11 protein-coding genes and 3 pseudogenes are annotated in these 14,351 nt (G+C 57.0%); 11 read left to right on the top strand and 3 right to left on the bottom strand.

What is annotated here, in order from left to right; all coding sequences use genetic code 11:
* Positions 1 to 345: 345 nt before the first annotated feature.
* A pseudogene (locus tag SOP85_RS29705) lies at positions 346 to 693 on the top strand (serine hydrolase); the annotation flags it as partial.
* 59 nt (positions 694 to 752) lie between these two features.
* On the opposite strand, the gene SOP85_RS29710 reads toward SOP85_RS29705, so the two are convergent.
* Positions 753 to 1,526 (bottom strand): IclR family transcriptional regulator domain-containing protein, encoded by a 774-nt coding sequence (locus SOP85_RS29710; RefSeq protein ID WP_274076755.1) that lies wholly within the window; start codon positions 1,524 to 1,526, stop codon positions 753 to 755.
* Positions 1,527 to 1,671: 145 nt separating this feature from the next.
* Between SOP85_RS29710 and SOP85_RS29715 the strand changes: the two genes are divergently transcribed.
* From SOP85_RS29715 to SOP85_RS29740, 6 genes are all read left to right on the top strand, one after another.
* Entirely contained in the window at positions 1,672 to 2,490 is an 819-nt protein-coding gene (locus SOP85_RS29715; protein ID WP_323608303.1) for a shikimate dehydrogenase family protein, read from the top strand.
* Between the two features lie 32 nt (positions 2,491 to 2,522).
* Positions 2,523 to 4,298, top strand: coding sequence for an FAD-dependent oxidoreductase (locus SOP85_RS29720; protein ID WP_323629232.1), 1,776 nt, complete (start codon positions 2,523 to 2,525; stop codon positions 4,296 to 4,298).
* Positions 4,267 to 4,587, top strand: coding sequence for an NIPSNAP family protein (locus SOP85_RS29725; protein WP_274076752.1), 321 nt, complete (start codon positions 4,267 to 4,269; stop codon positions 4,585 to 4,587). The genes SOP85_RS29720 and SOP85_RS29725 overlap by 32 nt, the downstream gene beginning before the upstream one ends.
* A 72-nt stretch (positions 4,588 to 4,659) precedes the next feature.
* Positions 4,660 to 6,396, top strand: coding sequence for an FAD-dependent oxidoreductase (locus SOP85_RS29730; protein WP_323629233.1), 1,737 nt, complete (start codon positions 4,660 to 4,662; stop codon positions 6,394 to 6,396).
* Positions 6,397 to 6,687: 291 nt separating this feature from the next.
* A complete protein-coding gene (locus tag SOP85_RS29735) occupies positions 6,688 to 7,494 on the top strand; it encodes a lytic transglycosylase domain-containing protein (RefSeq protein WP_274076750.1) in 807 nt (268 codons plus the stop codon).
* 111 nt (positions 7,495 to 7,605) lie between these two features.
* A complete protein-coding gene (locus tag SOP85_RS29740) occupies positions 7,606 to 7,854 on the top strand; it encodes a hypothetical protein (protein ID WP_323629234.1) in 249 nt (82 codons plus the stop codon).
* Positions 7,855 to 8,000: 146 nt separating this feature from the next.
* Here the strand turns inward: SOP85_RS29740 and SOP85_RS29745 are convergent, their stop codons facing one another.
* Positions 8,001 to 8,717 (bottom strand): class I SAM-dependent methyltransferase, encoded by a 717-nt coding sequence (locus tag SOP85_RS29745; RefSeq protein ID WP_323629235.1) that lies wholly within the window; start codon positions 8,715 to 8,717, stop codon positions 8,001 to 8,003.
* A gap of 515 nt (positions 8,718 to 9,232) precedes the next feature.
* On the opposite strand from SOP85_RS29745, the gene ycaC reads away from it, so the two are divergent.
* The 4 genes and pseudogenes from ycaC to SOP85_RS29760 all read left to right on the top strand — a co-directional run bounded on the left by ycaC (position 9,233) and on the right by SOP85_RS29760 (position 13,932).
* Positions 9,233 to 9,865, top strand: a complete 633-nt coding sequence (ycaC, locus tag SOP85_RS29750; protein WP_323629237.1) for an isochorismate family cysteine hydrolase YcaC — start codon at positions 9,233 to 9,235, stop codon at positions 9,863 to 9,865.
* 205 nt (positions 9,866 to 10,070) lie between these two features.
* A pseudogene (locus SOP85_RS29755) lies at positions 10,071 to 10,278 on the top strand (hypothetical protein).
* Between the two features lie 240 nt (positions 10,279 to 10,518).
* Positions 10,519 to 10,791, top strand: a complete 273-nt coding sequence (locus SOP85_RS31520) for a DUF7693 family protein (protein WP_442967751.1) — start codon at positions 10,519 to 10,521, stop codon at positions 10,789 to 10,791.
* A 564-nt stretch (positions 10,792 to 11,355) separates the two neighbouring features.
* Positions 11,356 to 13,932: a bifunctional diguanylate cyclase/phosphodiesterase gene (locus tag SOP85_RS29760; protein ID WP_323629238.1), complete on the top strand. Its 2,577-nt coding sequence runs from the start codon at positions 11,356 to 11,358 to the stop codon at positions 13,930 to 13,932.
* Between the two features lie 90 nt (positions 13,933 to 14,022).
* Here the strand turns inward: SOP85_RS29760 and SOP85_RS29765 are convergent.
* Positions 14,023 to 14,223 (bottom strand): annotated as a pseudogene (locus SOP85_RS29765) (aldehyde dehydrogenase); the annotation flags it as partial.
* Positions 14,224 to 14,351 lie beyond the last annotated feature (128 nt).

The following is a 14,351-nucleotide window of genomic DNA, read 5'->3' on the forward strand; positions in this document are numbered from 1 at the left end:
GACGGATTTGTATTTAGCGAGGTCATCGGCCTGGTCGACGACATCCCGACCTGCGCCGAACTGGTGACACGCATGGTCGCTGAATGTCGCGAAGGGCTGGAGCAGGCACTGAATCGATTCGACCGATAACCGTGCCGAGTCATGCGGTGCACACAAAAAACTGTGGGAGCGAGCCTGCTCGCGATGGACGTTAACGATAATACGGGCTGCCTGGATGATCGCGCTGCCTGGACGTTCTTCGCGAGAAGGCTCGCTCCCACAAGTCCGTGGGCAATCGTGCTTTCAATCTGATCCAGCACCCGGTTCGCCGTGATTTCCGCCAGCATGATGCTGTTGGAAATGCCAACGCATACAGGCTACAAGGTCGCAGATATGACGCAGGGCTTGGGATGGGAGTTTTACCCCTATCCAATTGAGCTCGACCGCTTGCTCGCGGGCAACTCGTACCCAATGATCCTTGAAACCCATGAAATTACCCGGCTCAACCCCCCGCTGCCACCGCAGGCTAACGTGCTCATTAACAAGCCAGGCATGACGGACGGTTTCGGCGCTTACATGGCCTTTGTTCCAGCCAAGGGCATGGGTATCGTGACGCTGGCGAACAAGAACTATCCCCTCCCTGCGAAGGTGAAAGCCGCCCATGAAGTATTGACGGCCCTGGATACCCGGATTGGATCGAGTGCGCGTCAGTGAGCGCTAGAAACTCTACGCACCTTAGCGAGGTGGCCTGGATGAGAGTTCGTCTCCTCTGCCTACAGCGTCATGATCGGCCGCAGCAGCGCCTGACCTTCATACAATGCCGACAGATACCGTTCGCGCATCTGCTCGACGGTCATTCGCGACGCATGGGTAGTGAGCGTCAAGGCGGCCTGCAACTGCCCTTCCCGATCAATCAACGGCACGCTCAGCACCCGCATGCCCACTTCATATTCCTGATCCACCAGCACGTAGCCCCGCTGCGCCGCCAAGGTGATTTCGGCGCGGATCCGGGTTTCGTCGGTGAGGGTGTAAGGCGTAATCGCCTGTGGCGGGTTGCGTTCGAAATAGCCGTCGAGCGCCTGCCCTGACAGGCTCGCCAGCCAGAGCCGGCCACTGCCGGTGCAATACATCGGCACCCGCGAGCCAGGCCGAATCGACATCGAGGTGATGTGGCTGTAGCGGCTGCGCACAACGTGCACGATGTCATCCCCGTCGCGAATGCCCACCGACACATGTTCCTGGGTGGTTCGCGCCACCTGTTCGACGATCGGCCGCAGCATGCGCGGCAACACGGCCGAATCGACATAGGCCTGGCCGATGCGCAGGGTCTTGGCGGTCAGCCAGTAGAAGCGCCCATCGGTCTGCGCGAAATCGTCATGCACCAGCGTCAGCAAAAAACGCCGGGCGGCGCTCTGGGTCATGTCGGCCATGCGCGCCACCTCGGGCACACTCAGGCGCGGATGCTCCTGGGAAAACAATTGCAACAGCGCCAGCCCCTTTTGCAGGCCGACGATCAAATCCCGTTGATGGATGGTGGGTTGCTTCATCGATTCGGCTCTTAATCAGGCAAACAATGCGATTATCGCACTGATGATGCGATTATCAACTTAAACACCTTGTACCTTGATTGTTCACCTCCCTCCTCGCTTGCACTATCGGCCCCACAACACAGCCAAGAAGCGGGAGCATCAAATGATCCAGGGTTCGACTGAACTGGTCGCCATCGTCGGCTCACCGGTGACACAGGTGAAATCACCGGAAAACTTCAACCGCTGGTTTGGTGAGCACCAGCAAAACGTTGCCATGCTGGCCATCGACCTTGCGCCGACCGCCCTGCAAAACTTCATCGAGACCTTGCGTGGCTGGCAAAACCTGCGCGGTTGCGTGGTCACCGTCCCCTACAAACAGCTGCTGGCCGGCCGCCTGGACAGTGTCAGTGAGCGCTCGGCGGCGCTCGGTTCGGTCAACGTGATCCGACGCGAGGCTGATGGCCGACTGGTGGGCGATATCGTCGACGGCGAAGGTTTTCTCGGCGCTGCGCGCCAGCAGGGTTTCAATCCGCAGGATAAGCAGGCGTTGGTGATCGGCACCGGCGGTGTCGGCAGTGCGATTGCTTACTCACTGTGTCAGGCCGGGATCAGTCATCTGGTCATCAGCGACTTGAGCGCAGAGCGCGTCGAGATGCTCGGCGAACTGTTGCGCGACGCATTTCCCGAGATCGTGATCAGCGCCAACCCTGCCTCGCTCGAGCACTTCGATCTGGTGGTGAACGCCTCGCCGGTCGGCATGGGCGCCACCAGCGATGAAGGCCCGCTGCCGTTGCCGCACAACCTGATGCAAACCTTGCAAACGTCGACGCTGGTGGCCGATGTCGTGACTTCGCCGGCCGTGACGCCGTTTCTCGCCTTCGCCCAAAGGCGTGGTTGCCCGATCCAGACCGGCCCGGAAATGGCCTTGGCGCAACTGGGCAACCTCGGCCACTTCATGGGCGTCACACCGCTGCAGATCTGATCTGCGGCCGTGTCCTCGACAGGCGATAGACAATGAACATGACTACCCACTTCCCTGCCGGTGCCGACCTGGCCTACGACGTGATCGTCCTGGGCAGCGGTGCCGCCGGTTTCGCGGCGGCAGTGACCGCCTCTTGCCGCGGCCTCAAAGTCCTGCTGGTGGAAAAGACCGAAGCCTTTGGCGGCACCTCGGCGATCTCCGGTGGCGCGATCTGGCTGCACGATACCGATCAGGCCCGGGCTGCCGGGCATCACCTGAGTGCCGACCAGATGCGCTGCTATCTCAAGCAAGTGATCGGTGCCGGCTACAACCCTGGGTTGATCGATTCCTTCATCGACAATGGCCGCGAAGCCTTACGTTTCCTGGAGACCCACAGCGAGCTCAAATACACCCTGCGGCCTCTGTCGCCCGACTATTACCCGGATTTGCCCGGCGGCACGCAAACCGGTCGCGCCCTGGAAATCGACGAGTACGACGGGCGCAAGCTGGGTGAGCACTTCAAGGACCTCAAGCGGCCCCCCGACGGCATGCTGCTGTTCGGCGGCATGATGGTCAATCGCGTCGACATCCAGCACTTCCTCAGCTTCAAGCGCTCGCCGCGATCGCTTTGGCACTGCCTGAAACTGATGGGCCGATATGCCCTGGATCGCCTCAACCATCCACGGGGCACACGCCTGACCGTGGGCAATGCCTTGATCGCACGGCTGGCAACCACCGCCTTCGCCAATGGCGTCGATTTGTGGTTGCAGGCGGCCCCCGAAGCGCTGCTTGTCGAACAGGGCACCGCAAAGGGTGTGCAGATCACCTGGCGAGGGCAAACCCGCAACGTATTTGCCAAGGGCGGCGTGGTATTGGCCATGGGTGGATTTGCGGCCGGTGCCCAAGCCGCCCAACAGCGGCCAGTGACTGACTCGGAACACTGGAGCATGTCGCCAACGGCCAACGTGGGTGACGGACAACGACTGGCCGCTTCGGTCAACGCGGCCATTGGCGACAACCTTGCGGCGAATTTCTTCTGGGCACCGGTGTCGGTGCTGCGCAAGGCCGACGGCAGCCAAGAGCGCTTTCCGCACCTGGTGACCGATCGGGCCAAACCCGGCGTGATCGCAGTCAACCGCGCCGGTCGACGCTTCGTCAATGAGTCGGACTCCTACCACTGCTTCGTCGAAGGCATGTTCGCCAACGGCGGCGCCAATGCGCCCTGCTGGCTGATCTGTGACAGCGAAGCCTTGAACCGATACGGCATGGGCCTGGCCCGTCCGCGACCGGTCGATAACAGCGCGTTGATAGACGCCGGTTATCTGCTGCGCGCAGACAACCTCGCCGAACTGGCCCTCATCGCTGGCATCGATGCCACGGCACTGGAGCAGACCCTGGCGCAGTTCAACGCCGATGCAGCCCTTGGCGTCGATCGTCAGTTCGGTAAAGGCAGCAGCGCCTATAACCGCTACATGGGCGACCCGCTTCACAAACCCAACCCGTGCCTGAAACCGCTGCACAAGGCGCCGTATTACGCGATTCGCCTGTTCACCGGTGACCTCGGCTCGGCCCGCGGACTGATCACCAACGGCCAGGCCAACGTGCTCGACCGCAGCGGTGCACCGATCCCCGGCCTGTACGCCGCCGGCAACGAAATGAATTCGATCATGGACGGCACCTACCCCGGTCCCGGCATCACCCTTGGGCCCGGCATTACCTTCGGTTACCTCGCCGCCAGTGATATCGCGGCCCGTCTGGACCGCAGCACAACCCAACAACCCCACACTGGAGAACAGCATGTACTACGAACTGCGCACCTACACGATTAAACCGACCCGCCTGGGTGACTGGCTGGCCCTGTACAAGAACGCAGCATTGGCCGTGCAGCAGGAGCACCTGGGCAACCTGGTCGGTTTCTTCACCACCGAAATCGGTGAGGTCAACCAGGTGGTGCACATCTGGGCCTATGCCAGCCTCGACGATCGCATGGCCCGGCGCAACGCCATGGCAGCCGACCCGCGCTGGCAGGACTTTGCCCGACAGAACAAGGAACTCGACGCTGTGGTGACGCTGGAGTCGCGCCTGCTGCGCCCGACCGACTTTTCACCTTTGCAGTAACCGTCGTCCTGCCGGGTCGCTTCCACTGGGGAGCGGCCAGCTCCTGCGATAAAAACAACAATGGAGGTCGCCATGGGCGTCTTGCCGTCGACTGACGTCGATAATCTTGTCTGTGATGTCCTGGTCATCGGTTCCGGCGCCTCGGGCCTGGCCAGTGCCGTCACCTGCGCCGAGCTTGGCCTCGACGTCATCGTGGTGGAAAAAGAGCCTGTGCTCGGCGGCACCAGTGCCTGGTCGGGCGGCTGGCTGTGGATCCCCCGCAACCCGTTGGCAGTCGCCGAAGGGACAGTGGAAGAGTTCGAACAAGTGCGGACTTACCTGCGCAATGAACTGCACAGCGAGGTGCTCGACCAACGCATGGAGATGTTCCTTGAACAAGGCCCGAAGATGGTCGATTTTTTCCAGCGCCATACCGAAGTGCAATTTTTCTCCGGCAGCAAGATGCCTGACTTTCATGCCAGCGAAGGTCATGCCAGGGGCGGTCGCTCGCTCTGCGCCCTGCCGTACGATGGTCGTCGGCTGGGTCCCTGGATCAACAAGCTTCGGCGTCCGCTGGACCTCATCAGCCTTGCCGGGATGGGTATTGCCGGTGGCGCTGATCTCAACCACTTTCTCAACGCGAGCCGATCTGCACGCTCAATGCTGTATGCCGGCAAACGCCTGTTGCGCCATGCCCGTGACCTGCTGTGCCACGGCCGCAGCATGCACCTGGTGAACGGCAATGCATTGGTCGCCCGGCTATTGAAAAGCGCACTGGACCGTAACGTTCGACTGCTGACCGATACGCTGGTACAGCAACTTCTGCAGGAGGACCAGCGTGTGGTCGGTGCACGTATCGAGCGCAGCGCACGCCCGTTCGACATCCGCGCACGACGTGGTGTGGTGATGGCCTGCGGCGGATTTCCGCACGACCGACAGCGGATTGCCCGGCAGTTCTCCCATGCCCCGGATGGCACCGGACACCTGAGCGCTGCCCCCAAGGGCAATACCGGCGACGGTTTGCACCTGGGTGAAAGCGTCGGCGCTCGCGTGGCATCCGACTTGCCCCATGCCGCTGCCTGGGCACCTGTCTCTCGCGTGCCGCGCGAGGACGGGGGTTTCAGTGGCTTTCCCCATTTGATGGAGCGGGCGAAACCGGGTTTTCTCGCGGTGCGTCAGGATGGTCGACGCTTCGTAAACGAGGCAGACTCCTACCATGACTATATGTGTGCACTGTTCGATGCCTGCGGACCGGAAGAACCCCCGGTGTCCTGGCTGATCTGCGACCACCGTGCCCAGCGGCGCTATGGCCTGGGCTGTTCGAAACCCTTTCCATTCCCGACAGCGTCCCATGTTCGCATGGGCTACTTGATCAAGGACCCGACCCTGGCGGGACTGGCACGCCAATGCGGGATTGATGCGCAGCAACTGGAAGCCACGGTCAACTCGTTCAACCAGTTTGCCGAGAAAGGCTGCGATCCGCAGTTTCGGCGCGGTGAGTCGCTGTACAACCAGAACCAGGGGGAAATCCTCCATGGTCCCAACCCCTCCCTTGGCAGCCTGCGCCAGGGACCGTTCTATGCGGTGAAGCTGGTGCCAGGCAGCCTCGGCACCTTCGCCGGGCTGCACACGGATGCCTGTGCCCGGGTATTGGATAAAAATGACGCGCCGATTCCAGGGTTATTCGCCGTGGGCAATGACATGAACAGCATCATGAACGGTTTCTACCCTAGCGGCGGCATCACCCTCGGGCCGGGCATGACGTTTGGTTACATCGCAGGCAGGACACTTGCAGGGCTGTCAGATCGGGAAGACAGAGACGAAGGCTAAAAGAACTGATCCACCGTCTTGCAGAGAGTCAACTTGGGTCGGTTGCGACGGGCAGTCATCGGCTGTGGATCAACCGGTCGATGCAACACAACTGAACTCTGTGTAAGCAGAAGGAGACATTCGTTTGCGGCGGAATACCCCCAAGCCCGTACGTCAACGCAAGCTCCAAGGCCGGTCACAAGGGGTATAACTATCAGGACAACAGGCGGGTCACTCAGAACAGGTCCTCAAACGCAGCGCCCGGGTCAGGCGCTCCGGACCTGATCGGCCCCTGCGGCGCGGAGCGATGTGATGAGTTCCAGAGCATGGCGATGGGCTCGCAAGAGCCTTCTTGGCTGCATCGAGCTGGCCTTGCTGGTCGCGCCACTGTGCGCCAGCGCCATGTTCAAGTGCCAAGCCAGGGACGGCGCCATCAGCTACACCACCCAAGCCATCGCCAGCGCCCGCTGCACTCGCCTGGATGACATGGCGGGCGTCGACGCGAAGGCAAAGGCCCTGCCACGGCTTGTGCGGGACGACAGCCCAGGCGCGGTGCGGATTCGGGTGTTCACCTTCGTTCACAAGGGTGTTCGTCAGTATGTTAGCAGGCGCCCCGTCGGGATCTCCGCACGGGTCGATGTCCTTGAGCTCTATTACATCAAGGGCTGCTATCTGTGCATGGCGCCGAAGGATTTCAAGGTCGCCTCACTGCGCCTGGACACCCATTCCTATCGGCGGGAGATCGAAGCCGCTTCGGGTCATTATGGTGTCGACAGGGCGCTGGTCCGCGCCGTGATACATGCCGAATCGGCGTTTCGCCCCAACGCCATTTCCGAAGCCGGCGCCCAGGGGCTGATGCAGTTGATGCCCGCCACCGCCGAGCGCTTCGCCGTGGACGATCCGTTCGACGCTCGACAGAACATTCGTGGCGGCGTGCGCTACCTGGCCTGGCTGCTCAAGCGCTTCAACGGCAATCAGAAGCTGGCGTTGGCCGGTTACAACGCTGGCGAAGCGTCCGTGGTCGAGTACAACGGGGTGCCTCCTTACGCCGAGACGCAATCCTACGTCAACCTCGTGCAGTCCTTGACCGAACGCTATCGCAACGATCGCTTTCCCTGAGACCTCTCTCAACCCATCAAAAAGTTTGAACCGCTATTGAACGCGCTCGCCTAATGATCAGCTTGTGGAAAATCCCATAGGCAACGTGCCAATACCGGCATACTCCGAGAGGTGGTGAACGTGGCTAAGGACGAGAAAAAAAGCAAAGCTGAGTCTTCGAAAGCCAGTAAGGATTTGAAAGACAAAAAGTCATCGACGACAAAGAAATCAACGGCGGCGTCGGCTCTTTCGAAAGCTGCCGGAAAGAAAGACAAGAAAAAAGATATCGAACCGAAAAAAACTGCCAAAAAAGCTGATAGCAAGCCAGAAAAGGCCAAGAAATCAGATAAGGCAGAAAAGTCGGCGAAAAAGAAAAAGTGACATCTGCTATCTGCCAGGGCTTTACGCCCTGGCTTCCTCACGCTGTGTTGCCATGGATGTCGCCACCGAAAGCAATGGGTCGATTGGATTTCTTCGGGATAGACAGCAATCGGCCAGGAGCAGTCTTCCGTTTTAAGTCTTCCGTTTTAAATGGTCTTACGCGTTAGCCAGGCCCCCCAGAACAGACTACTGAAGAAACGAGTAGCATCTCCAAATCCAGAGTCATGCATTAATTGTTGAACCGCAGCCTCGGAATGTGGCGGGTCAGCTCCCTGAAGAATTTTTCCTAACTTGGCCTTCACTTCATCGGGGCTGGCGCCATGCTGGCGCCACCGCTGCCCCCAGGCGGCAAGCAATAACGGTTGGCTGGCATAAGCATATTGATTGCCCGCGACAATCAGCGGCGCACCCGGCTTTAGATGAGCCCGAATGGATCGTAAAATTTGTCGCTTCGCAACATCCCCATCGAGATGATGAAGCACACCGATCAAGGTGGCTGCGTCGTATGACTCGTCCGCTGCCAGGTTTTCAACATGCCCAAGATGCAAACTTGTTCTTTCGAGCAAATTGTTTGCCTCCAGCTGCTGCGCCGCAGCCTCCAGCATCGGCTCGGATGGATCAACGGCAGTGAAGCGCCATGTCGGCTCCAGCGTTGCCATCGCAATAATCTCCTGAGCCGTACCGCCAGCGCCAACGACCAGTATTTTCGAGCAGCGAACATTGCCGAGGCTTGCCGCCAGCATGCACGCAGCAAGATCCTGGCAGGCGTCATACCCAGCTAATGCGATACGGCTCTGCCGCCCGTACTCATTGGCCCGTGAAGTATCAAATTTTCCAGCTGCGTTTAGAGGGGATGATTTCAAGGCGGTTCTCCATGTCCTTGAAAAATAAACTACGCCACCTACTGAAATAATAAAAATTCATTAATTTTATTAAGTGCATTCCTGCAAGGAATATTGAACACACCTTCGCGACAGGCAGTTATGGGTTGATATCTACCGGTTGGCGACTTAATGGCAGCGTGCTGAAAGTAGTTCGCCATCTATCACTAGACTTTCACATTGATCGGCATACGGTGGATACAGCTCCTTTTGTGATTCCCAGCCCGCCCTCCCCATCGCGGGCTTTTTTTCGCCCGCAAAAAAGTGCTGACCGCTAGGCATCACGGTTGGGACGTTACGGATAAAAGCCTAGCCGGGCTCGGCGGCCCGAATTGGCGACTAGAGCAAACCGAAACGCCTCCTAGCCAAAACGTTTTGAATTGTCTCATCTCAATTGACAGTCAAACGCATTTCACCTGCTTTTTCCCCACCCTCCAGATCCTTAATCTGAGCCCATGTTGAACGACAACATTCACTCACTTCAAAAGGACTTCATCATGAGCAACGCTACCTACAACCGCTTGAACAAAGACGACGCAGTAGTGCTGCTGGTCGACCACCAGACCGGCCTGATTTCTCTGGTTCAGGATTTTTCACCCAACGAGTTTAAGAACAACGTACTGGCCCTGGCAGACGTCGCCAGGTTTTTCGAACTGCCGACCATTCTCACCACCAGTTTTGAACAAGGCCCGAATGGCCCATTGGTGCCAGAGTTGAAGGAGATGTTTCCTGACGCGCCTTACATCGCCCGTCCAGGCCAAATCAACGCGTGGGATAACGAAGATTTCGTCAAGGCAATCAAGGCCACCGGTCGCAAGCAATTGATCATCGCCGGTGTGGTCACTGACGTCTGTGTAGCGTTTCCGACCCTGTCGGCACTGGCAGAAGGTTTTGACGTGTTCGTGGTGACCGACTCTTCCGGTACGTTCAACACGACTGTGCAACAGGCATCCTGGAACCGAATGACACAGGCCGGTGCGCAAATGATGAACTGGTTCTCGGTGGCCTGTGAGCTACAGCGCGACTGGCGCAACGACATCGAAGGCCTGGGTAATCTCTTGTCCCAGCGCATTCCGAACTATCGCAACTTGATGAACAGCTACTCGGCATTGACGGCACGCCAATCGTAAGTCTGGTTTGCAACCCAAGGCCCGCTTTTGCGGGCTTTAGGCATGGTCTAGACGTGGTATTTCTCACTCATCACTCATCACTCTTTTCGAATGGGGCTGTCGCGCCTTCGTAATCAAATCACAATCACTTCGTCAGCCAGGGCTCACCGATGGAGGAGCCGAGCCCGGACTTTACTCCGCTGACCGCTTCCACGGAGGAATCACAATGTCGAACGCAGACCTGCTCCCTTCCCTACTCTTCAAGATCAACCAAAATCAATTGACACTCGAAGCCGCGATCATGGAGCTGACGCTCTGGGTCGAGCAGCGGATCAGCGGAGGTCGCCGGCAACGTACGCGGAGCGCTGGCAACGATCACCAAGAACGAAGAGTTCATAAGCATGACGTTAGCGGTGCTCATGACGCCTGAGTGAATAGGCCTCGAGTTTGTAGGCTAGCCGGGCCCATTGGCCCGAAGGATCGAACTCCCTGTTGACGCCACTTCATACCGCAGCTTAGCTATCGGCAGGCGATGACTCGACCCCAGGATGATTTGAACACAACCTCTCCTCTCACTGCCCGCGGTCTGCCAGGTGCTGACGGACGTCGTGCTTGGCAAACGCATCATGATGCGAAGATCCATCCCATCATGGAGTGAGATCTAACACGGCCTCATGTCCGTTGAGATTGATGGATGGCGGCTCACACTATTCAATGACTGTGACACCCTGGACTACTGCGAGTACTGCAGGTCGCCTGATGGTAGAGTCGGGACATTTGAACTCTGGCAGCGCGACGGAGCCGATTCTGTCGAACTACTGAATGCCTGGGAGCGTAACAGCTCGAGCGGTTGCTCGCCGCGCTCTGATCGCTTCCAACCGGTATTTCGTCTTCACGCGCCCAAGGAAAGCATTGCGCACACTCAGTGCAATCTGAGGTCAAACTGATATGGTCTTTTTTTGTGAATCTGAGCCTTTTTAGGCTTTCATCTTTCTTATAAAGTACGCGCCCCCCGCATTCATAGAACATTGATCGGCCGCCCATTGTCTTTAGGTCTATGAAGACTAATGACCTTGGCAGTGTTCAGGCACCCCGTGTAAAGTTTTCTCTATGAACCTTCACAGCAAAACATTCCTCGAGTCTCGATTTGACGTTTTGCTTTCACCACGAACAACCATCTTCAAACGCGACACACAGTCCACCAATGCCGTCTACCGAAACCCTGCGCACTGACGCCGAGGGCAAACGCTTGCTGAGCACCGCAACGCCCCGTTTGTCTATGGCCCTACGATTTCACGCTAGACATATTACTTCGGGAAAATACAGGGCCCACACCCGCGATAGGTCTCAATACTTCACCCGGATTGGCAAGCGCAATATCATGCCTTCAACATGAACGATCTGTCCTTACGATGGCTCCAAGAGCTACTACGCTCTGGTCACTGAAAAATTTATCCCGCGGTCGATAAAAGTGACCGAGACCAAATCTCAGATTTATCACTTGGAGTGTTATGTCGAAACCTGACGCTTTTATCACTGCCCGCGAAGCCCCGTTGAATTCAAGCGTTGCGCTCACCAGAGCCTCATTATTCAAGTTTGCTGGGTTACTGGGCACAGTGTTCATCCTCGCTACGGGCATGCTGGTTTTCGTGGCGAAAAATCTAGATGGCACCGAAGAAACCAGGAGCGCTTTTTACGCCGAAAAAGCTGTTCAGACGCTTGAAAAAAATCTTCGATCCACCATCAAGGATTACGCCTTTTGGGGCGATGCATATAAACATCTGCACAAAACCGTGGATGCGGACTGGGCGTTTACCCGACAGAACCTTGGCCCGACGCTTTATTCCGATTTTGGTTTCCCAGGTCTGTTCGTGATAAACGCAGCAGACCGGAGTGTCTACTCGGTCGTAAATGGTGAGCTGACGACCATTGAAGCTGCGGACTGGTTGGGACAACCTTTAGGGCCAGTGCTCGACCAAGCTCGTCGGGGCGCAGATAGTGAAACAGCGGTAACTACCTTCCTCAATGTTCGCGGCGTTCCTACTCTCGTTGCAGCAGCGGCGATAACCCCGGGAGCGGATCCCACTGTCCAACCTGAAAATGGGCCATCGTCGGTACTGCTTTTCGTGGAAACACTGGACAACGTCACGCTGCAGGGAATGGGAAGTGATTATGGAATCGAAAGATTGCACGTCGCTACACCTGACGAGATTCACAAGAAATCCATCCTGCTGCTAGGCGACAACGGATCGGCCGGTGGATTGCATTGGGAACCGGCAAAGCCCGGCATCCGATTGTTGGGATTTATACTTCCATTGATTGCCACAGCTGCTCTTCTGGTAGGCCTCATGATATGGGCCATTCTTCGACGTACGACAGCTGCCGCCAAAGCACTCGATTGCAGCTATGAGCATTTGCAATCAAGCCAGGTAGCCCTCGCTGAGAGTGAAGCCCGTTTTCGAGATATCGCGGAAGCAAGCTCCGATTGGATCTGGGAAATAAATCAAGACTGGCGCTTCACCTACCTCTCTGAAAGATTTGAAAGTATTACAGGGCTATCTCGAGAGGCCTGGATCGGTGCAAAAATTGATGACCTGCTTCACATGGAATTCGGCGCCGTATCACAGTGGCTAAGCATCCCTCATCGCCGTCACAACATCAGCGTTCAATGTTCTTACGTCGATACGAAAGGCACTGCGCGCATTACCCGATTATCGGCACGAGGACTCGTCGATCATGGATTTCGTGGTACGGCAAGCGATATAACAGATGAGGTGGAAGCGCGTCGGCGTATTGAATATCTTTCGCAGCATGATGCGCTGACAGGGCTCCCAAACAGGACGAGGTTACAGGAGTTTCTAGACGGCAAACTTAAAGCTGCGCCTACCCCCGAGCATCCCCTCGTGATGCTTATTTTAGACCTTGATCGATTTAAACCGGTAAACGACCTTCTCGGGCATGCGGCTGGTGATGAGGTGCTCAATGAAGTGTCCCGCCGGCTAGGTGAGTGTGTGCGCAGCGGAGATCTCGTGGCGCGGATTGGCGGCGATGAGTTCGTGTTAATTCTTAACGATGTGAGCTCAGCTGAGGAAGTAGAAACGGCATGCCGGCGTTTGATTGATTCGATTGAAAAACCAGTCAAGATCGAGGATCAAGAGGTTTTTGTCAGTGCCAGCATCGGAATTTCGATGGCACCTAACGATTCAACGCAAGCAGCAGAATTACTCCGCTATGCGGATATCGCCTTGTACGAAGCGAAATCCGCAGGTCGAAATACCTGGCGATTCTATGCCAACGAAATGAACACCAAGATTATCGAACGCCGCCAGCTCGAAAACGATCTTCGCCATGGGATTAAACACGGTGAGCTGCGTCTCCATTTCCAGCCTCGCTATCGCATTGCAGACGGCAAAATGGTCGGAGCTGAAGCGCTTGTACGCTGGCAGCATCCTAAACGAGGCCTTGTATCCCCTGATACTTTTATTCCTATTGCAGAAGAGACGGGTCTCATCCTTCCGCTGAGTAACTGGGTACTCACAACCGCTTGCGGCCATGCGGCCCGCTGGCCAAAAAAACTATTTGTTTCAGTCAATCTTTCCCCGACCGAGTTTCAACGCGGTAATTTGGTTGAGCGGATAGAGAAAGCAATCACAACGACGGGGCTAGAAGCACAACGTCTGGAATTGGAAGTGACCGAGAGTGTCATGCTTGAAGACGCATTGGGTGCTCTAGAGGTTATGCGAGCGCTGAAGCGGGTAGGTGTACGTCTTGCAATGGACGACTTCGGTACTGGTTATTCTTCGCTCAGTTATCTGCGCTCGTTCCCGTTTGACGGACTCAAAATAGACCGCAGTTTTGTCAACCGTCTGGGGGAAAGCGAGGAGGATAGATCGATCATTCAAGCCATCGTAGGTTTGGGTCGCGCTTTATCTTTGACCGTAACGGCCGAGGGTATTGAAACCGGGCTACACCTAGATTTGCTCAAAGAGGCCTGCTGCGAAGAGGGCCAAGGATACTTCCTGAGTCGACCGTTAAATAGTGATGATTTTGAGTCTTTGCTGATGGCTGGACAGGAGCTGAGTAAGTAGCCTTACACGTTAGTTCGCATCATTTGTCTCCTGGTCACGCAGCTGGTGAATGGGCCTGATCTTTTGACCAGGCGCATCCACTCATCCGGCTCAAGCCGCAGGTTTGAGTACAACTTTTGTCCACCCATTGTCACGCGCATCGAAATGCTTATAGGCGTCAGGCCCCTCGGCGAGTTTCAGTCGATGGGAGATGATCTGCGCGGGGTTGGCCCGACCATGGTGAATGAGTTCGGCCAGCCGGCGGTTGTAGGCTTTGACGTTGGCTTGTCCTGTTCGAATCTGCTGCCCCTTGGTAACCGTGCGGGCATCTCACCTTGCATGGAGATATCTACGTTTTTTACTCATCTTAGCGATCTGATGAATCCCATGGTTCCTGCAAAAATGACGATTTCTTTTCCGCTATTGCGATGGGCCTATGC

It is taken from the genome of Pseudomonas sp. YuFO20 (genome assembly GCF_035064975.1).
Taxonomy (GTDB): domain Bacteria; phylum Pseudomonadota; class Gammaproteobacteria; order Pseudomonadales; family Pseudomonadaceae; genus Aquipseudomonas; species Aquipseudomonas putida_AE.